The organism is Accumulibacter sp. (assembly GCF_023806565.1).
GTDB lineage: Bacteria > Pseudomonadota > Gammaproteobacteria > Burkholderiales > Rhodocyclaceae > Accumulibacter.
In genome coordinates this window covers 40,414-62,425 of record NZ_JAMTDV010000114.1, presented here as the reverse complement: position 1 = coordinate 62,425, position 22,012 = coordinate 40,414, and the positions used below count along the sequence as shown (strand labels likewise).

18 protein-coding genes are annotated in these 22,012 nt (G+C 63.6%); 6 read left to right on the top strand and 12 right to left on the bottom strand.

Annotated elements, in window-relative coordinates; all coding sequences use genetic code 11:
* Positions 1 to 63 precede the first annotated feature (63 nt).
* Positions 64 to 1,539, bottom strand: coding sequence for a CYTH and CHAD domain-containing protein (locus NFV80_RS12615; RefSeq protein ID WP_295330098.1), 1,476 nt, complete (start codon positions 1,537 to 1,539; stop codon positions 64 to 66).
* 179 nt (positions 1,540 to 1,718) lie between these two features.
* Entirely contained in the window at positions 1,719 to 2,810 is a 1,092-nt protein-coding gene (locus NFV80_RS12610; RefSeq protein WP_295330100.1) for a potassium channel family protein, read from the bottom strand.
* Between the two features lie 355 nt (positions 2,811 to 3,165).
* On the opposite strand from NFV80_RS12610, the gene NFV80_RS12605 reads away from it, so the two are divergent.
* From NFV80_RS12605 to NFV80_RS12595, 3 genes are all read left to right on the top strand, one after another.
* A complete protein-coding gene (locus tag NFV80_RS12605; RefSeq protein ID WP_295330102.1) occupies positions 3,166 to 3,819 on the top strand; it encodes a class I SAM-dependent methyltransferase in 654 nt (217 codons plus the stop codon).
* 39 nt (positions 3,820 to 3,858) lie between these two features.
* Positions 3,859 to 4,464, top strand: a complete 606-nt coding sequence (locus tag NFV80_RS12600) for an EcsC family protein (RefSeq protein WP_295330104.1) — start codon at positions 3,859 to 3,861, stop codon at positions 4,462 to 4,464.
* 306 nt (positions 4,465 to 4,770) lie between these two features.
* On the top strand, positions 4,771 to 5,466 hold the full coding sequence (locus tag NFV80_RS12595) for a PEP-CTERM sorting domain-containing protein (protein WP_296758872.1): 696 nt from the start codon (positions 4,771 to 4,773) through the stop codon (positions 5,464 to 5,466).
* Between the two features lie 213 nt (positions 5,467 to 5,679).
* Here the strand turns inward: NFV80_RS12595 and NFV80_RS12590 are convergent, their stop codons facing one another.
* From NFV80_RS12590 to NFV80_RS12560, 7 genes are all read right to left on the bottom strand, one after another.
* Complete coding sequence (locus NFV80_RS12590) at positions 5,680 to 6,480, bottom strand: enoyl-CoA hydratase (protein ID WP_295330108.1); 801 nt, start codon at positions 6,478 to 6,480, stop codon at positions 5,680 to 5,682.
* A gap of 94 nt (positions 6,481 to 6,574) precedes the next feature.
* Positions 6,575 to 8,212, bottom strand: coding sequence for an acyl-CoA synthetase (locus NFV80_RS12585; RefSeq protein ID WP_295330109.1), 1,638 nt, complete (start codon positions 8,210 to 8,212; stop codon positions 6,575 to 6,577).
* Between the two features lie 29 nt (positions 8,213 to 8,241).
* Positions 8,242 to 8,850 carry an ABC-type transport auxiliary lipoprotein family protein gene (locus NFV80_RS12580; protein WP_295330111.1) on the bottom strand — a complete coding sequence of 203 codons (609 nt, stop codon included), beginning with the start codon at positions 8,848 to 8,850 and terminating at the stop codon, positions 8,242 to 8,244.
* Positions 8,847 to 9,782: an MlaD family protein gene (locus NFV80_RS12575; RefSeq protein ID WP_295330113.1), complete on the bottom strand. Its 936-nt coding sequence runs from the start codon at positions 9,780 to 9,782 to the stop codon at positions 8,847 to 8,849. The genes NFV80_RS12580 and NFV80_RS12575 overlap by 4 nt, the downstream gene beginning before the upstream one ends.
* 2 nt (positions 9,783 to 9,784) lie before the next feature.
* Entirely contained in the window at positions 9,785 to 10,582 is a 798-nt protein-coding gene (locus NFV80_RS12570; protein WP_295330115.1) for an ATP-binding cassette domain-containing protein, read from the bottom strand.
* The gene (locus tag NFV80_RS12565; RefSeq protein ID WP_295330117.1) at positions 10,582 to 11,745 is read right to left on the bottom strand and encodes an ABC transporter permease; all 1,164 of its coding nucleotides are present in this window, start codon (positions 11,743 to 11,745) and stop codon (positions 10,582 to 10,584) included. The genes NFV80_RS12570 and NFV80_RS12565 overlap by 1 nt, the downstream gene beginning before the upstream one ends.
* Positions 11,746 to 11,802: 57 nt before the next feature.
* Complete coding sequence (locus tag NFV80_RS12560; RefSeq protein ID WP_295330119.1) at positions 11,803 to 13,335, bottom strand: Ppx/GppA phosphatase family protein; 1,533 nt, start codon at positions 13,333 to 13,335, stop codon at positions 11,803 to 11,805.
* A gap of 211 nt (positions 13,336 to 13,546) precedes the next feature.
* Here NFV80_RS12560 and ppk1 point away from each other — a divergent pair, with 211 nt between their 5' ends.
* Positions 13,547 to 15,667 carry a polyphosphate kinase 1 gene (gene ppk1 / locus NFV80_RS12555; RefSeq protein WP_295330121.1) on the top strand — a complete coding sequence of 707 codons (2,121 nt, stop codon included), beginning with the start codon at positions 13,547 to 13,549 and terminating at the stop codon, positions 15,665 to 15,667.
* Between the two features lie 71 nt (positions 15,668 to 15,738).
* Here ppk1 and NFV80_RS12550 read toward each other — a convergent pair whose 3' ends face one another.
* Positions 15,739 to 17,964: a bifunctional (p)ppGpp synthetase/guanosine-3',5'-bis(diphosphate) 3'-pyrophosphohydrolase gene (locus NFV80_RS12550; protein WP_295330123.1), complete on the bottom strand. Its 2,226-nt coding sequence runs from the start codon at positions 17,962 to 17,964 to the stop codon at positions 15,739 to 15,741.
* 289 nt (positions 17,965 to 18,253) lie between these two features.
* Here NFV80_RS12550 and NFV80_RS12545 point away from each other — a divergent pair, with 289 nt between their 5' ends.
* Entirely contained in the window at positions 18,254 to 19,042 is a 789-nt protein-coding gene (locus NFV80_RS12545) for a M90 family metallopeptidase (RefSeq protein ID WP_295330125.1), read from the top strand.
* Between the two features lie 24 nt (positions 19,043 to 19,066).
* Here the strand turns inward: NFV80_RS12545 and NFV80_RS12540 are convergent, their stop codons facing one another.
* Positions 19,067 to 19,834, bottom strand: coding sequence for an alpha/beta hydrolase (locus NFV80_RS12540; RefSeq protein WP_295330127.1), 768 nt, complete (start codon positions 19,832 to 19,834; stop codon positions 19,067 to 19,069).
* A 347-nt stretch (positions 19,835 to 20,181) separates the two neighbouring features.
* Between NFV80_RS12540 and NFV80_RS12535 the strand changes: the two genes are divergently transcribed.
* Positions 20,182 to 20,838, top strand: a complete 657-nt coding sequence (locus tag NFV80_RS12535) for a PEP-CTERM sorting domain-containing protein (RefSeq protein ID WP_295330129.1) — start codon at positions 20,182 to 20,184, stop codon at positions 20,836 to 20,838.
* Positions 20,839 to 21,031: 193 nt separating this feature from the next.
* Here NFV80_RS12535 and NFV80_RS12530 read toward each other — a convergent pair whose 3' ends face one another.
* A complete protein-coding gene (locus NFV80_RS12530) occupies positions 21,032 to 21,952 on the bottom strand; it encodes a VTT domain-containing protein (protein ID WP_295330131.1) in 921 nt (306 codons plus the stop codon).
* Between the last annotated feature and the right edge of the window lie 60 nt (positions 21,953 to 22,012).

Sequence of the window (22,012 nt, the reverse complement as noted above, 5' to 3'; positions counted from 1 at the left end):
AACTGCTTCTGGCCCGCCGCGACAGCCGCCAAACGGGTGCCGGGCTCGCCGGATGGCGGCGGTCTAAGGCACTTTCCAGGGCGCCCGCTGTTGCTGGAACTCGTCGAGCAGCCTGCCGAATTCCGGGAGGAGCGACTCACTGCGGATCGCCAGCCAGTGCACGATCGCCTCGCCTTTTCTCCCGGGAAGCGCTTCGGAAATCAGTTGTGAAGCAACCGCCAGGTCGTTCAGACGGCCGAGCAATTCCTGCAGGGCGGTTGCCGCCTGCAGGTACCTGTTCAGGTGCGGAGCGGAAAGAATCGGGCTGAAGAACTCCACCGCGTAACGCAACTGCTTGAACGCCACGCGCAACCGATGGCGTGCCGCAACGTCAGGCCCGGCCGCAGCCCGTGCGCGCTCCTTGACCCGCTTCGCACGCCGCTTGAGGCACGGTGGCACGAAGACCCCGAGCTTCCCGGCGCCGGCCGCGGTCAACCCGAGCACCGCTGCCGTAAAGCCGATCAGCAGGCGGCTGTACTCTGGCGACCTGAGCGCCTTCCGCGTATCCCGGCGACTGTTCGCGCAGCTCTTGACGGCATGCCGGGCAAGTCTGTCGAGATCGCTGCCGGGAAAAGCCTCGCCCAGAATCGGCAGCGTTTCGTCGCGAAAGACATCCCAGTTCCGCGTCTCGCCGAGTTTCGTCCCGAGATCCCGCCAGAGCGGATCGAAGCGTGCGACGAACTCTTCTGGCAACAGCGGCTGCCAGAGGCGGATCGCCGACCGCAGGCGGCGGATGGCGACTCGTGCCTGGTGCACGAATTCCGGATCCTCGCTCTCGCAGACACCTTTTTCGTTGCTCTGCAGGTGGCCGAGACAGGCCAGGACGATCGTACGAAATGCGGCGATGCTCGGCATCTCTGCGGCAAGCGGCACGGGCAGCGACTTTACCGCAGTCAACGGCTGCGCGAGCAGCAAACGGTGCGCGCGCTCGGACTTGCTGAGCACTTCGGGGTGCAACGGCACGCTTGCCTGCAAATCGGCGACCAGCGCGAACAGATCGGCGAGGGAGCCGGTGAGCAGTTCCAGCTCGATCTCGCGAACCGCCTCGCGCCGACCGCCCGCCTCAATCCAGCCGCGGTCAAGGGCCAGCTCGATGCGGACGCCGGTACGCGGATCGAGCAACCAGCTATCGCGACGGAAACGCGTGGTGGAAACGGGGCGCAGCTCGCTTCGCGCCGATTCGAGCAGCGTGCGGATGCTGCCGTTATCCACCTGCGAGAAATCGAATTCTCCCGCCCGGCTGGGAAACTCCCATTCGCTGCGCCGGGCCAAGCCGGCGGTCAGCTCCGGGGCCGTCTTGACGGTCAGCAGGCACTGCTTGCCTTTCTGACGGTGGCGAACAACCACTCCCTGATTTCGCAGGCGATTGTCCGGAGTCTCGTAATAGGTGTTGACCAGCAATTGCCGCTGCGGCGCAACGCCATTCAGCAGGGCGTGTTTCGCCAGTTCGTTTGCCGAGCGGGCGGACAGGGACAGCTTGATCTCGGTTTCAGTCGCCATCGCGAAGCCTCGTGCTGGGGGAGAGTGCAGACTCCCGGGTCAGTCGGACACTTCCCTTGGTTCCGGCCGGTCAGCGAGCCACGCACTGCGGGCAGCTTGCCGATCTGTAGCGCTTGTCAAGAGTAGCACAGGAAAGAATGCCGGCAACACCCTGCGCGCCGCCGCCATCACGCATTGCTTCAGGACATCTTTTCGATCAGATGCGCCTTGAGCTGGGCGCGTCCCGACGGATTGGCCAGCGCGATGATCGTGGCGCCGGCCTGGACGATGTCGTCCACCTTCGGATTGAATACCCAGGCGCCATCCTTTTCGCGCACCGCCAGCAAGATGTAGTCGGGACTGCGCAGGCGCAGGTCGCCGACTCGCGTCTGCGGAAAATTGGCCGGTACCGGCACTTCCTCGATGCGCACATTCTTGTCCGACCGAATCATCTCGTCGAGAAATCCGACGACATGCGGCCTGACCATCGCCGACGCCAGGCGGATGCCGCCGGTGAAGTCGGGCGAGATGACTTCGTTGGCCCCCGCCTTGCGCATTTTCTCTATGTTCCTCTGCTCCTGGGCACGCGCCACGATGCGCAACCCAGCGTTGAGCTGCCTGGCGGTGATGATGATCATCAGATTTCGCGAATCGTCGCCGGTGACCGCAAACAGTCCTCTGGCATCCTCGATGTCCGCCGCTTCGAGAAGATCGTCATCGGATGCGTCACCCTGCAGATACAGGAGCGCCGGGAACTTTTCGAGACTCTCCTCGAATCGCTGCTCCTCGGTATCGATGGCGACAAAATGACGGCCGGTATTCTGCAGCTCGCGTCCGACACTACGTCCGACCCGGCCGAAACCGCAAATGATGAAATGCTGCCGCAGCTTCTGGATGCGTTTTTCCATCCGTCGCCTCCGAAGGGAATGATCGAGGTCCTTCTCGAGGAAGAACACCGACAGGCTGGTGAACAAGAACGTCAGCGCGCCCAGACCGGAAATGGCAATGAAACCGGCGAAAAGGCGATCCTCCAGCGAGTGGAGCGGAATGATCTCGCCGTAGCCCACCGTCGAGATCGTGATCAGCGTCATGTACAGCGCATCGGACCAGTTGCCGGTATCGCCACCAATCTGATAGAAGCCGATCGTCCCGATGCCGATCAGGGCGAGCACCGCAAGACCTGCCCAGACGATGCGCAGAACGATTCTCTGCAATGACGTCACCACGCGCACGTCTGCTTCCTGCAGCCGAAGAAGGCGCTGCCGCTGCTCTCCCCGCTTGCTATCGCGCATGCGAGGAGTCTGATTGGGCTCTGATGGTCATGGACATGTGGCTTGCAAGGGCACGATCAGGCTACCAGTAAGCGCGGCCATGTTTATGCTGATTGGGCGAGATTCGCACATCCGGAAACGATTGTCCACCACCACCGCGGTGCACCGGGCGGTGGCTGCAGCGTATCGGAGCCGAACGAGCGGGTGGTCGGCGGCGTCAGCGGGCGAATTGCGACAGGACGACTGCGTGTGGTCGGCCGCAGGCGCACGGCGGCAAAGCGAGCGAGGCGACATCGCGCGCATGACTTGCGGGCAATGGTTTACCATCGCACTCAGGCGATTTCGCCATTTTCCTTGCTGCCACGGGGCGTGAGACGTGCCCATCGATCCTGACCAACTCGAACAGATCAGCGCCCGCACGCTGGCGTACTACGACCGGCGCGCCGAGGGTTTCCGCGAGGGCACGCGCGACCACGACGTGAGCCAGAACATCGCGGCGCTGCTGCACCATCTCCGTGGCCAGGCGCCTTTCACCATTCTCGATTTCGGCTGTGGTCCGGGTCGCGACCTGAAGGCCTTTACCCGCCTCGGGCATCGGGCGATCGGGCTGGACGGGACGCCGTCCTTCGTTGCCATGGCCCGTGCCGAAAGCGGCTGCACCGTCTGGCTGCAGGATTTCCTCAAACTGGAGCTGCCACCGTGCCACTTCGACGGAATATTCGCCAATGCGTCGCTGTTTCACGTCCCCAGCCAGGAATTGCCACGCGTTCTCCGGCAACTGCATGCAACGCTCAAGCCGGACGGCGTGCTGTTTTGCTCGAACCCACGCGGCAACAACGAGGAAGGCTGGGCCGAAGAACGCTATGCGGTCCATCACGACTTCTCGGCCTGGCGTCGCCTGCTCTCCGCTGCCGCCTTCGTCGAACTCGAGCACTACTATCGACCAGCCGGTCTGCCACGAGCGCAGCAACCCTGGCTCGCCAGCGTCTGGCGCCGGTCCGCAGCCAACGAAGGCAATACCGACCGCTAGTCATCCCCTACGCCACTGATTATCCGCAGGCAGTCGAGCATGCCCGACAGATCCTCCGAAGAAAATAACGCTGACCTCAGCGCCAGCCAACGAATCGCCGAGGTGATTCTCGACTATGTCGGTCAGACACCGGCCAGCACCGAGCAGGTGCGACGGAAACCCGCGAGGAGGGCGCGTGCAATTGCCCGCCATGCCACCCGACACGCAGCCCTGACGGCCGGCAGCCTGACGCTGCCGCCCGGCCCGCTCGGCTGGCTGACCCTGCTCCCGGAACTGCGTTCGCTGTGGAAGTTGCAGACGCAGATGGTCGCCGACATCGCCGCCTGCTATGGCAAGACCGCCGAGTTGAAGCGCGCAGAGATGCTCTATTGCCTGTTCCGGCATACCGACCCACAGGCCGTGCGCGATCTGGTAGCCGAGATCGGCAAGCGCTATGTCGTCCAGCGCGCCGCGCGTCCCGACACCCGGTCGGTGGCGCTGAAGATCGGCCTGCACATTTCGCAACGCCTTATCGGCAAGGGAATTTCGCGCTGGATCCCGGTGGTCGGCGCGCTTGGCGCCGGCGCTTACGCCTACTACGATACCTCGCGGGTTGCCCGCACGGCCATCGAGTTCTTCACCGGCGTGATTGACGTACCAGCGTAGGAAGAATCCACAGCCGATGATGACCAAGGCCAGGAGGGCTTTCATGATCGGGGTGCCTGCAAGAACCATGACCGTTAGCGGGAAGCAGGTCGAAGCAGGGAACGCCGACAGACTCGCGTGTCGAAGAATTTGACACGTTGCGGGCAAAGTGTGAAACGCACCCCATAAAATGTTTTTAAACCAGCATGGTACGGCATTGGTATAAACTATGCTTATGTGAATACCGCATCCGTTTTGGACTCTTCTCACTGCGGGTGAGGAATCAATTCACACACACAGTTCACGCTCACGAAAGAGAGAAATCCTATGAAACCGAACTTCCCGAAGCTACTCCCCAGCGTTTCCCTGGCTCTTGGCCTGATGGCGGCCGCCATGCCGAGCCACGCAGGCTTGTCCAACGCTTTCTTCTCGTACAGCCCGTTCGGCACGCAAACGCTCGAGCTGACCACCACCACCGGGTCGGTCTCGATCGGTGCCAGCAGTACTGGCTGGTGGGACCAAAACGGCGCGCACAGTTCTTTCAACCCCAACTACATCGTCGGTGTCTGTGGCAGCAGCGACACCTGCTCTGGCGATAATCTGGACCACCGCGATTTTTTCATTTTCGATCTGTCGACGGTCCGCGGTTCCATCCTGTCGGCCGCGCTGAACATCGGCAATGGGCCCTCCGGCTACTATGGCGGCGCTTTTCTGCCGGTGAGCTTCTTTGACGTTTTCACCGACCTGAACGACGTCGCCGCCAGCGGCGTGGGCCGCACCGATATTTACGCAGACCTCGGCTCGGGCGTGTCGTACGGCGTGTTCAACGCCACTGCAGCCGACGTGAACATGCAGGTCGTGATCAATCTGAACGGCAACGCGCTTTCGGCGCTGAACGCCGCGATCGGTTCGTCATGGGGCATCGGGGGGGCCATCGGCGGCGAAGTCCCCGAGCCAGGGTCAATGGCACTGGTCTGGCTGGGTGTCGCAGCGTTGGCTGCCGTACGGCAGCGAAAGGCCTGATCCGGCAGAAAGCACCTGCTGCAAGCTCGTGGAGCCCCGCCATGGCGGGGCTCCGGGCTTCGATCTGTCCCGACAGCGGGCACCGGTCGACCACGGTGCCGATGAGCGCAGCATCGGACGACAGCGACCACCTGATGGGCCTCAGCACGGCCGTAGCCGGCGGGCGCCCCACCCTTGGACAGTGCCACGGCGGGATGCCGACGCCGCGCAGACTTACCTTCCCTTCCACTCCGCCTTGCGTTTGCCGATGAAAGCGTCGATCCCCTCGCCGGCATCGTCGGTCATCATGTTGCAGGCCATTACTTCGGAAGCGTACTGGTACGCCGCTTCCAGCCCCATTTCGAGCTGCTTGTAGAACATCTGCTTGCCCATGCCGATGGCCACCGAAGACTTCGCCACGATCGAACGCGCAAGACTCTCGACCTCGGCATCGAGGGCATCGGCGGCAACGACCCGATTCACCAGGCCTTGTTGCAGCGCACTGCGGGCGTCAATGAAATCGCCGGTGAGCAGCATCTCCAGCGCCTGCTTACGCCCCAGGTTGCGCGACAGTCCGACTGCGGGGGTGGCGCAGAACAACCCGACGTTGATCCCCGAGGTGGCAAAGCGGGCGCTCTCGACCGCGACCGCCAGGTCGCACATCGACACCAGTTGGCAACCAGCGGCCGTGGCGATGCCGTGCACCCGCGCAATGACCGGCTGTGGCATTTCGATGAGCGTCATCATCATCCTGCCGCAGCGGCGGAACAGATCCCGCAGGAACGCCTTCTCGTGATTGGCACGCATCTCCTTGAGATCGTGTCCGGCGCAGAAAGCCTTGCCGGCGCCAGCGATGACCAGCACACGAACCGCCGGATCCGCGGCGATGGCGTCGAGCTCACATTGCAGCGCGTCGATCATTGCCTGCGAGAGGGCGTTGAACTGGCCGGCGCGATTCAGCGTCAGCGTGGCAATGCCGTCGCGATCGGCGCGCAGCACGTAGGGCTCATCGGGGTTGGACGTCACGGTATTCATCCTGCTCTCCTTTGTACTAATCGTAGCCGACTGGCCAGCCGGCGCCGCCGCTCGACCGGCTGTGTCGCCGGTCGACGGCAGCCGCCGCGGCGGCTTATTCGATCGCGGCAGACGACTTTGCCTGTTCGCGCAACACGTACTTCTGGATCTTTCCGGTCGAGGTCTTCGGCAGAGTGCAGAAGATCACCCGCTTGGGAATCTTGAAGCGTGCCATGTTCTGGCGACAAAAATCGATCACCTCTGCCTCGCTGACCGACGCTCCCTCGCGCAACTCGAGGAAGGCACAGGGAACCTCACCCCAGGTCGGATCGGGAGTCGCGACGACGGCCGCAGCGATCACCGCCGGATGCTTGTAGAGGACATCCTCCACCTCGATCGACGAAATGTTTTCGCCGCCGGAGATGATCACGTCCTTCGAGCGATCCTTGATCTTCACATAGCCGTCGCTGTGCATCACGGCCAGGTCGCCGGTGTGATACCAGCCACCGGCGAACGATTCCTCGGTCGCCTTCGCGTTCTTGAGATAACCCTTCATGACCAGATTGCCACGGAACATGATTTCGCCCATCGTCTCGTGATCCCAGGGAACCGGCTCCATGGTCGCCGGATCGAGCACGGTGATCGCTTCCTGGGCATGATAGCGCACGCCCTGACGGCCGTTCAGGTCCACCTGTTCGGCCAGCGGCAGACTGGCCCAGTGGCTGTGCTTGGCACAGACCGCGGCCGGCCCGTAGGTTTCGGTCAAACCATAGACATGAGTGAGATCAACGCCGATCTTCGCCATTGCCTCGATGACCGCCGCCGGCGGCGGCGCCGCCGCGATCAGGCCGGAAACCGTCTGCGTGATGCCGGCGCGCAGCTCGGCGGGGGCATTCGCCATCAGGCTGTGCACGATCGGCGCGCCGCAGTAATGGGTGACGCCATGCTCGCGGATGGCAGCGAAAATCAGCTTCGGATCGACGCGGCGCAGACAGACGTTGGTTCCGGCGTTGGCCGCCATCGTCCAGACGAAGCACCAGCCGTTGCAGTGAAACATCGGCAGTGTCCACAGGTAAACCGAATGCGGCGGCATTCCCCAACTGACGATGTTGCTCATCGAATTCAGGTAGGCACCACGGTGATGGTAGACGACACCCTTCGGATTGCCGGTAGTTCCCGACGTGTAATTGAGCGAGATGGCGTCCCACTCGTCGGCCGGGCCACTCCAGGGAAAGTCGGGGCTGCCAGCGGCAATGAACTGCTCGTACTCCTGACTGGCCAGACGTTCGCCCGGACCATCGTACTCTGGATCGTCGACGTCGATCACCAGGATCGGGTGCTGTACGAGAGCCAGCGCCTTTTTCACGGTCGGCGAGTATTCGCGGTCGGTGATCAGGACCTTGGCCTCACCGTGGTCCAGCATGAAGGCAATGGTTTCGGCATCCAGGCGGGTATTGAGGGTGTTCAGCACGGCGCCGGTCACTGGTACGCCAAAGTGGCACTCGACCATCTCCGGCGTGTTGTTGAGCATCACCGCGACGGTATCGCCCTCCCCGACACCGCAGTTGCTCAGGGCCGACGCCAGGCGGCGAGCCCGCGTGAAGGTCTCCAGCCAGTTGTAACGCCGCTGACCATGGATCACTGCCGTCCGCTGCGGATGCACGTAGGCGGAACGGGCAATGAAAGTCAGCGGCGTCAGCGGCGTGTAGTTGGCCGTATTCTTGTCGAGACCTTCTCGGTAGATATTTGGCATCCCCAGCTTCTCCTCTCAAGTGATGAACATCATTGGCTTTCCCCTGCCTTCGACCGGCAGCCCTGCAGCCTGCCATGTTTCTCCAGATCATTCAACCAGGCAGCGAATTGCCGGCCGAGATCGTCGCTGGCCGCAACCAGCGCAACGACGCCACCGCGCGCGTCGGCGGTCGGCGCCGGCTGCTCGATGGCTAGCGGGCGCTCGCCGATCAGTTGGCGCCTGGCATCGACCAGGCTCGCGCGACCGAGCAGCATGGCACGGCTGCTGGCTGGCGTGGCGAACACCTGCGAGAATTCCTGCAGATCCAGTCGCAGCAGGCACGCGGCCGGGGCGCCGGCGCCGACAAGGCCGAGTTGCTGGCGCAGACGCTGCGACAGCAACAGTCTCGGTGCCGCCGCCCACCGGCTTGCGCTGTAGCTCCGCAACTTGAGCGGGTCTTCGTAGAGCAGGCGATATTCGATCTCCCGCGAGTCGAGCCACGGTGACGCGCTGACCTCGAGTGCGACGTTCGCCCAGCGAGCGTCGACTGCCAGCCGCGCGACGGGCAAGCCGAAATCGTAAACTTCGGGCGGCGATGCGTTGTGCCCACCGCCGGCGCAACCAGCGAGCAGGCAGGTGGCAATCAGCAACCTGTTCATGGTGCTCCTCCTTCGCCGGGCGGCGCCCGAAAACCTGCCTCACCAGGCCCGGCAGCGCGCCGTGGAGGGCCAAACAGGAAACTCTGTGGCGATTGTTCGAGCAGTTGCAACAAGCGATCAAGCTGTCGCGAGTTCGCCGACAGGTCGCTGGCGACTTCGTTGAAGTGAAAAACCAGGGTCGCGATGCCACCGGGTGCCGGCTCGCCGATCAGGCGCTCGACCCTGTCGCCGATCGGCTGCCAGCGCGCCAGCAAGGAACGCGATTCGGCAAGCAGTGGCGCTGCCTCGGCGGCTGCCCGTTCGGCGTGCGCGAGGATGGCGTGCCACCGTTGAATATTCTCCGGCGAGAGCAATTGGCGAAGCTGAACCGTTACCTCATTGGCGTTGCCGCTGGCTGCCTCCAGGTTGGCGAGAATCCTTGCCAGATGCTGCCGATTCTCGAGGTCGAGCACATGATTGGCGCTGACCAGGAAGTCTCGCGCCTGGCCGAGAGCGTCCCCGCCAGTGTCCGACAGCTCCTCGATCAGGGACGGCTTCATCTCGATGCGCGCACCGTCGTCACCGCCCGTGAGACGCGTCGGGTTGTCGCCGCTGTCCTCGAGCAGAACGTGGGCAATACCGGTCACCCCCTGGTAACCGAGCCTGGCGATGGTCGCACGGGTAAGCGGCACGCCACTGTCCACGCTGATGCGAATCAGGATGTTGCGCGCATCCTGCGGATCGAGTTCAATCGCCTGCACCTTGCCGACCCGGATACCGCGATAGCGTACCTGCCCCTGCAGGCTGAGGCCGGTGACGTTGCGGCGAGTAACTACCGTGTAATCCGTCGTCGCTTCGTGTCGGCCACCAAACCACCAGATCGAGAGCGCTCCCGCGAGACCGAGAAGGAGGGTGAAAAGCCCTGCCGTCAGGGCATGCGCACGGTTTTCCATGGCTAGTTCGCCTCCTGCCGGATAGCTGCCGCAGCACGCCCGGAGCTGAAGAAGTTGCGGATGAACGGGTGATCGACAGCACACACCTCGGCGGCGCTGCCGCAGGCGACCAGTCGCTGATCGGCGAGCACGGCAAGGCGTGTGGCCAGGCCGGCCAGCGTCTCGGGGTCGTGCGTCACCATCACCACCGTGAAACCGAGTTCCCTCTGCAGCATGCGGAGCAGCCTGACGAAGTTCTCGCTGCGATCGGGGTCGAGACCGGCGGTCGGCTCATCAAGCACCAGGAGCTCGGGCTCCAGCGACAGGGCGCGCGCCAGCGCCACCCGCTTGACCATGCCACCCGACAGTTCGGCGGGCATCATGCGCGCGTGTCGTGGCTCGAGCTCGACCATGGCGAGCTTGAGGAGTACCAGATCGGTGATCATCGACTCGTCGAGCATGTGCAGTTCGCGCAGCGGAAAGGCAATGTTGTCATGCACCGAGAGTGCAGAGAAGAGTGCTCCCTGCTGAAAGAGCATGCCGAAGCGACGATGCAGTGCGCGACGACGCTGCGGGTCGGGATCGAGTACCGCCTGGCCAAAGAGCCTGACCGTCCCCCGGTTGGGTGCCAGCAGGCCGACGATCTCGCGCAGCAAGGTCGTCTTGCCGCTGCCCGAGCCACCGACCAGGCCGAGCATCTGACCTGCCTCGACCTCAAGATCGATGCCGCGGTGAATGATCTGGTCGCCAAACTGCGTCCACAAGCCGCGAATCTCGATCGCTGGCGGCTCCTTCGGGCAGGCATCAGGCGGCCCGCTCACTACGGGATCCCTAAGTTTCGCGTCATGACCGCGAAAACCGCGTCGACGAGTATCGCGACGGTGATCGAGGTGACCACCGAAGTGGTTGTCAGCGCCGACAGACTTTCGGTGTTCGGCTTGACCCGGAGACCGAAATGACAGGCGATGAGCGCGATCAGCAGGCCGAATACCAAGCCCTTGCTCAAACCGATCCAGACGTTGGCCACCGGTACGACCCGCGACAGCGTGTCGATGAAGAAGCCGTAGGCCAAATCCATCTGCAGCTTCGCGGAAACCATGCCACCGACGATTCCTGCCGCCGAACACCAGATCACCAGCAACGGCAACGCCACCGCGAGCGCAAGCACCTTGGGCAGCACCAGGCGCTGACTTTGCGAGACACCCATCGTCGCCAGTGCGTCAATCTCCTCGGTCACCCGCATGACGCCGATCTGGGCGGTCATCGCCGATCCGGAGCGGCCGGCGACGAGTACCGCGACCAGCACCGGGCCGAGTTCGCGCACGATGCTGATGCCCAGCAGATTGACGATGAAGACGTCGGCACCGAAGGCCTTGAGTTGCAGGGCGCTGAGGTAGGAGAGAACGATGCCGATGAGAAAGCCGATCAGCGCGGTCACCGGAAGCGCCTGCGCACCGCTGCGGTACAGGTTGGCCGAGAACTCGCGCCATGGCAGGTCGCGCGGCCGCGTGCACAGATAGGCGACGTCGAGAACCAGTTGCCCGACCAGTGCGATCATCCCGAGGAGGTGGTCGGCGGCAGCCACAGTCGCTCGCCCCAGGCTGAGCACCCCGGCCAGCCGGTCGCGCTGCCGTGGCGGTTCGACCGCAAGGCGGATCGGCTCGACCCGTTCGAGCATCGCCCGGTGCCCGGGAGAAACCAGCAGCGACACCGGCCACTGCCTCCCCCAGGCGCGCCAGAGCACGATTGCACCGGCGCTGTCCATGCGCGAGATCGAGCGCAGGTCCCATCCCGCGCTGCTCGCGCGCAGCTCGCTTAGTCGCCGCTCGAATGCAGCAATCGGCGTCGGCATCGTCGACAGCGTCCAGTCTCCGGCGAGCCGGATCTGCCGCGAGTCGGCATGGTCGACGGCGTCCACCGTAGCCGATTCCGGCCCCGCTTCCGTATCCGCATCGACAACCCTTGCGTGACCGATTGTTCCCATTCGCCTCTCGCCGCATGCAGTTGGTCTCTGTTCGCCCGCCCGATTGCGGGCGGCCCGCTACGATTTCCGCAACAGCTCCAGTTGTACCGCCTCCTCATCGGGAACCGGCCTGATCTTCACCTTGATGCCGATGCGTCGCCAGAGCAGTGTTTCGTCGTTCAGTGCGGCGGCAGTCATCGGATTGGCATCCGGCCAGTCGACCGGTACGTCGAGCTGAAAACCCACCGGCGACTCCCTGACCGCCAGTTCGGGCAACGCCTGATCTTCGCGCGCGCGATGCAACAGCGCTGCCAGGCGAAGACAAAAGACCAGGCGCCAGTTCGGGTCACCCGCCGGCATCGAGGCGAGCTTCTGCAGCTTGCCGCGCTGGCCCAGCACCAGCAGCGCGAGGCGCGCCTGGTCGCGTTTGGAAAACCCCGGCATGTCGGCGTGTCCCAGAATGTACGCACCGTGTTTGTGGAACTCGGTATGCGCCACCGAAACGCCGATTTCGTGAAGGGAAACGGCCCATCGCAGAAAGTGAACATCGTTCTCGTGCTCAGGCGAATCGAGCTTGATCATCTGCCCGAGAAGCAGCAAGGCGGTCCGCTCGACGCGCCGGACCTGCATCTCGTCAACCTGGTAGCGGCGCATGAACTGACCGACGGTCTCGTCGCGCGTGTCGTGATGCTCGAAGCGCCCGAGCAGATCGTAGAGGACGCCGAGCGGCAGCGCGCCATCGGAGTAGGTCATGTGCTCGATGGCCAGTTCGGAAAACACGGCCGACATGATCGCGATGGCACCCGGCAGGATCATGTAGCGTTCGTCCCGCATCCCCTTGAGGTTCAGCGCCTCGGCCGAGCCGGCCCGGATGAGGAGCTGGCGTAGCCTGCTCAGACCTTCCCGACTGATGCCGCGACCGCCATCGGGGTTGAGATCGTTCGATTCCAGAATCGTCGCAATTTCCTGTGCCGAACCGGAAGACCCCACCGCTTCCTGCCAGCCGAAGCGCTGATAGTCTACGGCGATCGCTTCGACCTCGCGCGCAGCGGACACCTCGGCTGCGTAGAAGCGCTTCTTGTCCACCCTGCCCTCGGGGAAGAAGCGCTGCCGATAGCTGATGCCGCCCATGAACAGCGACTCCATCAGCAGCGGCTCGGTCCGCTCGCCGATGATGAATTCGGTCGAACCACCGCCGATGTCGACCACCAGGCGGCGGTGACTGGCTGGCGGCAATGCGTTGGCGGCGCCGATGAAGATCAGGCGCGCCTCCTCGCGGCCGCCGATGATCTCGATCGGAAACCCGAGAGCTGCTTCCGCCTGCAGCAGAACCATGCGCGAATTCCTCGCCACCCGCATCGCGTCGGTGGTCACTGCACGGACCGTTTCCCGATCAAAACCGCGCAGCCGTTCGCCAAAACGGCGCAGGGTCTCGATCGCCCGCTGTTGCGAGGCATGGTCGAGAAGCTTTTCGCGGGTCAGACCCGAACCGAGCCGAACCGTCTCCTTCAGCGTATCGAGCGGATGAATCTGGTCGCCGACGATGCGTCCGATCTGCACGCGGAAACTGTTGGAACCGAGATCGACACCGGCAATTAGTTCGTAGCTCATAGGGTTTCTTTTCGACCTTACGGCGAAGAGTGCTTTTCAGGCCAGTCATTTTAGCATTGGCGAAAGACGCATCATTACCGTGACCGGGAACGGCTCGAATTCGTAGACCGAGAAAAGCGGTCCCCGGGCTACAAGCACGCGAGCGATGGTTGTAATATGCTCGTCCGCAATTCACCCTTTCCCGAGCCATCCTTTCCGACGGAACGAATCCATGAACATAGTCGCCACCACCACCGAAATGCCGCCCCCCCAGCCTGCCACGGGCTTCCCGCCCGAGTATTTCCAGAATCGTGAAATGAGCCTGCTGGCTTTCAATCGGCGTGTCCTGTGGCAGGCGAAAAACCCGCGTACTCCCTTGCTCGAGCGGCTTCGCTTCCTGTGCATCGTGAGCAGCAATCTGGACGAATTCTTCGAGATTCGCGAGGCTGGCATCAAGGAACAGCTCAAGCTGAACTCGGTGGCGATCACCACCGACGGCAAGACGGCACGGGAAGTCTATCGCCTGGTGAGCGACGAGGTGCATGCCATTGTCAAGGAACAGTACGCGCTGCTCAACGATGAAATCCTGCCGCAGCTTGCCGCCGAAGGGATTCGCTTCCTCAAGCGTGGCGACTGGAACGTCGACCAGCGGGAATGGATTCGCGACTTCTTCTTCCGCGAAGTGATGCCGGTGATCACCCCGATCGGGCTCGATCCGTCGCACCCGTTCCCGCGCGTGCTCAACAAGAGTCTCAACTTCGCCGTCGAGCTGGAAGGTCGCGACGCCTTCGGTCGCAGCTCCGGTGCTGCCATCGTCCAGGCGCCGCGCGTCCTGCCGCGCGTGATCAGGCTGCCGCGCGAACTCGGCGAAGCCGAATACTCCTTCGTATTCCTCTCTTCGATCCTGCACGAGTTCGTGCACGAACTGTTCGCCGGCATGAAGGTGCTCGGCTGCTACCAGTTCCGGGTGACGCGCAACAGCGACCTTTTCGTCGACGAGGAAGAGGTCAAGAATCTGCGCGCAAAGATCCAGGGCGAGTTGCCGCAGCGCCACTTCGGCGACGCCGTCCGCCTCGAGGTGGCAAACAGTTGCTCCGAAGCGATGACCCAGTTCCTGCTCGGACAGTTCAACCTCACCGAAAGCGACCTCTACCGGGTGGCAGGCCCGGTGAATCTCGTTCGCCTGATGCAGGTACCCGACTGGGTCGTGCGCAATGACCTCAAGTTCGTGCCGTTCACCCCGGGAATACCGAAAGCCCTGCAGAAATGCCACAGCGTGGTAGACAGCATCCGCGGCGGCGACATCCTCCTGCACCATCCCTACCAGAGCTTCAATCCGGTGATCGATCTGCTCGAACAGTCGGCGGACGACCCGCAGGTGGTGGCCATCAAGATGACCGTCTATCGCACCGGCACCGACTCGGTATTGATGCAGTCGCTGCTGCGCGCGGCGCAGAACGGCAAGGAAGTCACCGTCGTCGTCGAGCTGATGGCGCGCTTCGACGAAGAGGCCAACATCGGCTGGGCGACCAAGCTGGAAGAGGTCGGCGCGCATGTCGTCTATGGCGTGGTCGGCTACAAGACCCATGCCAAGATGCTGATGATCGTCCGCCGAGAGGAAGGCAAGGCCGGCAGCAGCCTGCTGCGGCGCTACGTGCACCTCGGCACCGGCAACTATCACCCGAAGACCGCCCGCCTCTACTCCGACTTTGGCCTGCTGACCTGCAACGAGGAGATCGGCGCCGATACCAACGAAGTATTCAAGCAGCTCACTGGCCTCGGCCGCGCGCAGACGCTGACACATCTCTGGCAGGCACCGTTCACGCTGCAACCAAACGTCGTCGCAGCGATTCGCGCCGAGGCCGAAGCGGCGCGTGCAGGCAAGCGCGCGCGCATCATCGCCAAGATGAACTCGCTGCTCGAACCGGAAACCATCGCCACGCTATACGAGGCCTCGCAGGCCGGGGTCAAGATCGATCTCATCGTGCGCGGCGTCTGTGGCCTGCGCGCGGGAGTCAAGGATCTCTCGGAAAACATCAGCGTCCGCTCGATCATCGGCCGCCAGCTGGAGCATCACCGGGTGTTCTATTTCTACGCCGGTGGCGAGGAAAAGGTGTATCTGTCGAGCGCCGACTGGATGGAGCGGAATTTCTTCCGGCGGATCGAACTTGCTTTCCCGGTGCTCGACCGCAAGCTCAAACGGCGGGTGATCAACGAAGGTCTGCAGATCTACCTGAGCGACAATGTGCTGGCCTGGGAACTTGGCCCTGACGGCAGCTACCACCAGCGACGCGGCTCTCGCACCAGCCCGCACGCCTCGCAGACCGAACTGATCGAACTGCTGCAGTCCTGACGAGGGGTTTGTGCGTTCCCGCCTGACGGAGCACTGGTGGGCGGTGCAACCGCGGGCGGACAGGAACCAGCTCAGGCGCGGCGCGCACCGACGACGCCGTGGACCTCGTGCAGCAGGGTCAGGGTGCGGTTGAGTTGCGGAATGCTGCCGACTTCGGCGGTGAAGCGCATGTGCGCGTTGCCCTGCCTGGACTGGGTGTTGACGGCGATCACATTGATTTTTTCGCGCGCGAGGACGTCCGACACATCACGCAGCAGGCCCTGCCGGTCGTAGGCGTCGATCACCAGATCGACGGCAAAGACGCCGTCGGTACGGCCACCCCAGGTCGTTTCGATCACCCGCTCGGGATGCATCGTCTGCATGTTCGAGAAGTTGCTGCAGTCGGCGCGATGCACCGAGACTCCCTTGCCGCGCGTGACGAAGCCGATGATCTCGTCGGGCGGAGCCGGTTTGCAGCAACCTGCGAGCTGGGTCAGCAGGCGACCGACGCCGACGATGAGAATTCCCTTCTCCGCAACGTCACTCTCCCGCTGCCTGCGCACCGGCACATCGCCGAGCACGCGCTCGTCGACCGGCATCTCGCTGCCACGCACCGCCACCTGCAGTTGGCGCATGTTGAGCTTGGCGCGCGCGACGGCGATGAACAGATCGTCGCTGCGCGCAAAACCTAGTCGCGCGGCAAGATCGTCGAGATTGATCCCGGCCTGGCCCATCCGCTGCAATTCGCGAATGACCACGGAGCGCCCCTCGGCGAGGGTATCCTCGAGCGCCAGACTGGCGAACCATTGCCTCACCTTGAGCCGCGAGCGATGGGTGAACAGGTAGGCCAGCGAGGGATTCAGCCAGTCACGTGACGGACCTCCGTGCTTCGCGAGAATGATCTCCACGCGCTGGCCGGTGCTCAGTGGTGTATTGAGCGGCACCAGCGCCCCGTCGACCTTGGCGCCGCGACAGCGGTGTCCGATGTCGGTGTGCACTCGATAGGCGAAATCGACCGGCGTCGCACCGCGCGGCAAGTCGATGACCCTGCCCTGCGGCGTCAGGACGTACACCGTCTCGTCAAACGCCGCCTGCTTATAGTGCCGGACCCAGTCCGACGAACCGCCAACTTCGTCGCGCCAGGCCAGGAGCTGTCGCAACCAGGCGATCTTCTCATCGTAGCGATCTTCCGGCGCTGCCCTGCTTCCTTCCTTGTAGCGCCAATGCGCAGCGACCCCCAACTCGGCGTGGCTGTGCATCTCGCGCGTGCGAATCTGCACCTCGATTGCGCGCCCGTCGGCGCAGTGCACGGCGGTATGCAGCGAACGGTAGTGATTGCCCTTGGGGTGCGTAATATAGTCGTCGAACTCCTTGGCGATCGGCGACCAGATGTGATGCACGACCCCCAGAGCGGTGTAGCAATCCTTCACCTGGTCGACGATGATGCGTAGCGCACGCACGTCGTACACCTCGGAAAACGGGACATCCTTCTTCCGCATCTTGTTCCAGATGCTGTAGATGTGCTTGGGACGGCCGTAGATCTCGGCGCCGACGACACCGGCAACCTCGAGTTCACGCCGCACGATGGCGATTGCCTGACCGATGAACTGTTCGCGCTCGGTGCGCTTCTCGTCGAGATGCTGCGCAATTTCCTTGTAGATCGCCGGATGGAGAAAGCGGAAGGAAAGGTCCTCCAGCTCCCACTTCAGTTCCCAGACACCGAGCCGGTTGGCCAGCGGCGAATAAAGCTCGAGCGTCTCGCGCGCCACCGACACCCGCAGTTCATTGGGAGCAATCGCGAAGTGGCGCAGGGTCTGTGTGCGCGAAGCCAGGCGCAGCAAGACGACGCGGATGTCCTCGACCATCGCCAGCAGCATCTTGCGCAGGACTTCGATCTGCGCTTTCATCTCGTGCGGATTCTTGTCGCTGCTGTCGACGGAATGCGCGACGAAGCCGCGCGTGATCGGGCGCATGCGGTTCAGCCGTGAAATTCCGCCGACGAGTTGCGCGACACTGTGACCGAAATCGCGCTCGACGCGAGCCAGACCATGTTCGTGCTGCGCCGGCACGGCGAAGAGCAGTGCTGCCACACGGGCATCGGCGTCCAGCTTGAGGCCGGCGACGACCAGTGCCATTCCCAGGGCATGCCCCCAGATTGTTTCGCCACTGCCGAGCAGACCGCCAGCGTAGCTCCCTCGCGCGAAATCGACGGCCAGCCGGAGCCGATCGACTTCGGTTGTGGAAAGCCCTTCCGCGAGCGTCGCCAGGGACTGTTCCAGGTCGCTCTGCGCAGCGACCGAATGAATGACCGAGACCATCGGCCCATTATAAGGTCAGGCCCAAGCTTCGTGCATAATGCTCCTTTCCGTGTTTCTCGCCGGCCATGCCCGATCCCCTGCAATGCCATCAGCCGCCGCAGCCGGTTGCGCAGCGGCGGCTGCCCAGGTACGGCAGGGTCAGCCGCGAAGTCCGCCCAACGCGCTGCGCAACGATGTTTTCTCCGGTCCCCCTCGCCGACCATCCACAAGCCGGTCAGTGCCCTCGAATCGAGCCGATGGGCAGCCGAGTCGGCCGGACCGTGGCTGCGCCGCCGGCCGTCGAGGCGGCATGATCGGCAAGTTGCTCGGCTGGTTGCGTGGTCGCCGGGAACCGGCACCGATACCGGATTGCCTTTGGCAGTCGGTGGTCTCGGCACTGCCTTTTCTCGCCGCGCTCGACGACGCGGAGCAGAACCGACTGCGTCACCTCGCCGAAGATTTCCTGGCCGAGAAGGAGTTTGCCGCCGCCGGCGGGCTCACGCTCTCCGACGAGATCTGCGTCTCGATCGCCGCGCAGGGTTGCCTGCCGATCCTCGAACTCGGCCTCGATTATTACCGCGGCTGGGTAGGGGTAGTGGTCTACGCCGACGAGTTCCTCATCCCGCGCAGCGTCGAGGATGAATTCGGCGTCGTTCATGAGTATCAGGAGCTCGCTTCCGGAGAAGCCTGGAGCGGAGGGCCATTGCTGGTTTCGTGGCGCGACGCGCAGATGGCCGGCAGCGGCTACAACGTCGTCATCCACGAGTTTGCCCACAAGCTCGACATGCTCGATGGCGAAACCGACGGCATCCCGCCGCTACCGCCGGACATCCCGCGCAGCCACTGGCAGCGCATCCTGGAAACCAGCTACCACGATTTCTGCGAGCGCGTGGACACGGCCGAAGCGCTCGGCCGGGAAGCGCAGTTCGACCCTTACGCCAGCGAAAATCCGGGCGAGTTCTTCGCCGTCATGAGCGAGGCATTCTTTGAGACTCCAGCGACACTGCGCAGTGCATATCCTGAGCTCTACGATCAGTTCGCCCGTTTCTATCGCCAGGACCCGGCCGCCCGCCTGCGCCCGCACCGCGGCCGGCCGTAAGCGCCGCAAGGTCGGCGCGCCCAGTCAGCCGACGGCAAGCCGATCGACGAAACCGACGATCGCTTCGATCACCGCCTGCGGCTGATCCCGGTGGGGCGAATGCCGACAGTCGGCGAGTTTGAGCAGATCGACGTCGGGCGCAGCTTCGGCAATGCACTCGATCTGGCGCATCGTCGCGTATTCGTCGTCTTCGCCCTGGATCGCCAGGATCGGGCAGGTGATCTTCGACAGGCAACCGGTGATGTCCCAGGAACGGAACTCCGGTGACAGCCAGGTATCGTGCCAGGCCCGGAAAACGGCATCGGGATCACGGTGGTAGCGACCCAGTTTCCGTGGCCAGTCGCTGTTGGCGTAGGTCTCGCCCGCCAGACGAATGCCAAGCAGTGCCTTTTCCTCGACGAACTCGTGCGGCGCCAGCACGACGATGCCGGCCGCCCGATCCGGCCAGGCGGCGGCGTAGAGCAGTGCGATCGATCCCCCGTCGCTGTGTCCGATCAGCAGCGGCCGCTCGATGGCGAGGGCAGTGAGCAAGGACGGCAGCTGCTGCGACGCCTCTTCGTGCAGGTAGCAAGCCGTGCGCGGGGCGGTAAGCGGAGCCGAATCACCGTAACCGCGTCGCGACCAGCACAGCGTCCGACAGCCGCTGGCCTGCGCCAGCCGTGCCGGGAATTCGCGCCAAAACGCCACACTCCCCAGCCCTTCGTGGAGCAGGACCAGCGTCGGCCGATCGCGCCGCGCGGCGGATAGGAATTGGTACTCGATCGGTTGCCCGTCAATGTCGACGAAGGCCATGTTCAATCCAACAACAGCAGATCGGTGTTCACGATTCAACTCACCAAGCAAGTTCGATTGCTCACCGCGGACGGACCACCGAGCGGTTTACGGCGACGACACGCTTGCGACTCTAGCACGGTCACGCGCCTGAAAGCACACACGCCAGCTTGATCATCGGTAAACGGGGGCGAAATTCCGCGCAGAAATGGGACGTGTCGGAAAAGATTACATCGGCCTCTTCGCCGCGCCACTCATGGCAAAGCACCATCCATTAAAGCAACATGTTGCAACGGCAGGCCCAATATTTGCTTCTACTCGCCCCCGGGGGAGTTCCACTTGATCCTGACTATACGAGGAGAACCACGATGCAAAGCATTGGGAGCAAGAAACTACGATTGCTGGCATTGACCGCCAGCTTGCTGGCCGCGTCCGCCACGGCTTCGGCTTATCAGTTGACGATTACCACCCATTACACCGGCGGCTGTGGAGGAGGAAGTGCGACGGTCGGGACGTGTGGCAGCCCGGATACGGGTTGGCTTCAAGTGCAGAATACGGGTACCTCGGCGTTTACCGGCACCGGCACGCTGTCGGGTGTTGCCCCGGGGCAGACCATCAACCTGAGCATCGTTGGTACCTTGGGCCTCGGTCAATCCTGGGTTTTCAACGCCGGACCCGAGAGCTCCAATCAGGGTGGTTTCAACAAGCAGGCCGGCGGCAACCCGGACAATGGTCTGGAGTTTACGCTGGTAGGGACTGCTGACGTGGCGGTGAATGTGGATGTGTTCGACAAGGACATCCATTCCGGCGTCTTCCGCACCAACCCTTTCGGGATCAATCTTGACAATTATGTGCTGCAGGGCGGCGATCCCTTTGGACGTGACACGGGCGATGCGTTCGAAGAGACGCAAGCCGTCGGTACATTGGTAGTAAGTAGCGCGGCAGTGCCGGTCCCAGGTACGCTTGCCCTGCTGGGCCTGGGCTTGACCGGACTGGGCCTTGGTCGCCGCAGAATGGGTGGGTGAAATCCGGACGGAGCGCCGCGCACCGGACCCGAGGTGGCGATCGATACGGTCGCCATCTTGTCGACCCGAGCGACCTCGGTGCGGAGTTGTCCAGCCCGAGCCGGACTGGTTCGCGAGTGCTTCGCGAAGCGACACCTGCCTCCTTTCCGCCGTACCAGAGATGCCGAGCGGGAAACTGGCGCCAGCGGGCAGTCTAACGCCTGACTGCCGCGATCCACGCTTCGTAACCGCCGCGCAGCGGCCGCACCGATAGATAACCTTGATTCAGCAAGGCGCGCGCGGCCTGGATCGCGCCCGCATCCTCCGGACAGGCACACAGGGTCACGATCGGCCGGTTCTTCGGCCAGCCGTCGACGGCCCGCTGCAGATGATCGTGCTCGGCAACGGTCGCACCCGGAACCGGGCCGGTCTCCGCGATCATCGTGGCCCCACGCAGGTCGAGCAGCAGCGGCGGTTGATCGGTGGCCAGCGTCGCGATCAGCTCATCGGCAGTGATGTGGGGAACCGCAGAAAATTTCCGGAAACGGTATCTCTGCCAAAACTTCCATCCCAGCCACAGCACCACGATGGCAGTCGCGACCAGCATTGCCCCACCCGAATGCTGATCGAGAACGGCGATTGCCTCCTGCACGGTGTCCCGCAACAGCCAGCCGGTGACCAGCGCCAGCCCGGCCCATAGGCCGGCGCCGCTGCCGGAAGCAATCAGGAATCCGGGCAAGGACATCCGCAAAGCGCCTGCGATCGGCGGGGCAACCGTGGAGAAACCGGGGATGAACTTCGCCGCCACCAATGACGAGACACCCCAGCGAACGAACCGCGCTTCGGTCTGGCTGACGCACGAACCCGGATTGATCGAGAGCTTGCACAGGCCGGTCAGCACCCGATAGCCGAACATCCTTCCCACACCGTACCAGAGCCAGTCGGCGATCAGTGACGCAACGACAGCGGTGGCCAGCATTTCGCCCAACTGTCCCGGGCCGGCGGCGAGGCTGCCGCCCAGCAGCAGGGTCGGCACCGCCGGCACCGGCAGACCGACCTGTTGCAACAGAACATTCAAGAAAACGACCGCAAGTGCATCGTCTTGCAAGGTCTGGATGACGTGGGCAATTTCCATCAGGCGTCGGCACGAGGCGAAATGCAGCAAGGCCGGGAATCGCGAAATCGGCACGCGGGT

Bases quoted from the DNA above. Each gene is read 5' to 3' on its own strand.
- NFV80_RS12565 (WP_295330117.1), bottom strand. From the start codon at position 11,745: ATGGGAACAATCGGTCACGCAAGGGTTGTCGATGCGGATACGGAAGCG.
- NFV80_RS12580 (WP_295330111.1), bottom strand. From the start codon at position 8,850: ATGAACAGGTTGCTGATTGCCACCTGCCTGCTCGCTGGTTGCGCCGGC.
- NFV80_RS12610 (WP_295330100.1), bottom strand. From the start codon at position 2,810: ATGCGCGATAGCAAGCGGGGAGAGCAGCGGCAGCGCCTTCTTCGGCTG.
- NFV80_RS12615 (WP_295330098.1), bottom strand. From the start codon at position 1,539: ATGGCGACTGAAACCGAGATCAAGCTGTCCCTGTCCGCCCGCTCGGCA.
- ppk1 (WP_295330121.1), top strand. From the start codon at position 13,547: ATGAACATAGTCGCCACCACCACCGAAATGCCGCCCCCCCAGCCTGCC.
- NFV80_RS12530 (WP_295330131.1), bottom strand. From the start codon at position 21,952: ATGGAAATTGCCCACGTCATCCAGACCTTGCAAGACGATGCACTTGCG.
- NFV80_RS12535 (WP_295330129.1), top strand. From the start codon at position 20,182: ATGCAAAGCATTGGGAGCAAGAAACTACGATTGCTGGCATTGACCGCC.
- NFV80_RS12560 (WP_295330119.1), bottom strand. From the start codon at position 13,335: ATGAGCTACGAACTAATTGCCGGTGTCGATCTCGGTTCCAACAGTTTC.
- NFV80_RS12540 (WP_295330127.1), bottom strand. From the start codon at position 19,834: ATGGCCTTCGTCGACATTGACGGGCAACCGATCGAGTACCAATTCCTA.
- NFV80_RS12595 (WP_296758872.1), top strand. From the start codon at position 4,771: ATGAAACCGAACTTCCCGAAGCTACTCCCCAGCGTTTCCCTGGCTCTT.
- NFV80_RS12545 (WP_295330125.1), top strand. From the start codon at position 18,254: ATGATCGGCAAGTTGCTCGGCTGGTTGCGTGGTCGCCGGGAACCGGCA.
- NFV80_RS12600 (WP_295330104.1), top strand. From the start codon at position 3,859: ATGCCCGACAGATCCTCCGAAGAAAATAACGCTGACCTCAGCGCCAGC.
- NFV80_RS12585 (WP_295330109.1), bottom strand. From the start codon at position 8,212: ATGCCAAATATCTACCGAGAAGGTCTCGACAAGAATACGGCCAACTAC.
- NFV80_RS12590 (WP_295330108.1), bottom strand. From the start codon at position 6,480: ATGAATACCGTGACGTCCAACCCCGATGAGCCCTACGTGCTGCGCGCC.
- NFV80_RS12550 (WP_295330123.1), bottom strand. From the start codon at position 17,964: ATGGTCTCGGTCATTCATTCGGTCGCTGCGCAGAGCGACCTGGAACAG.
- NFV80_RS12575 (WP_295330113.1), bottom strand. From the start codon at position 9,782: ATGGAAAACCGTGCGCATGCCCTGACGGCAGGGCTTTTCACCCTCCTT.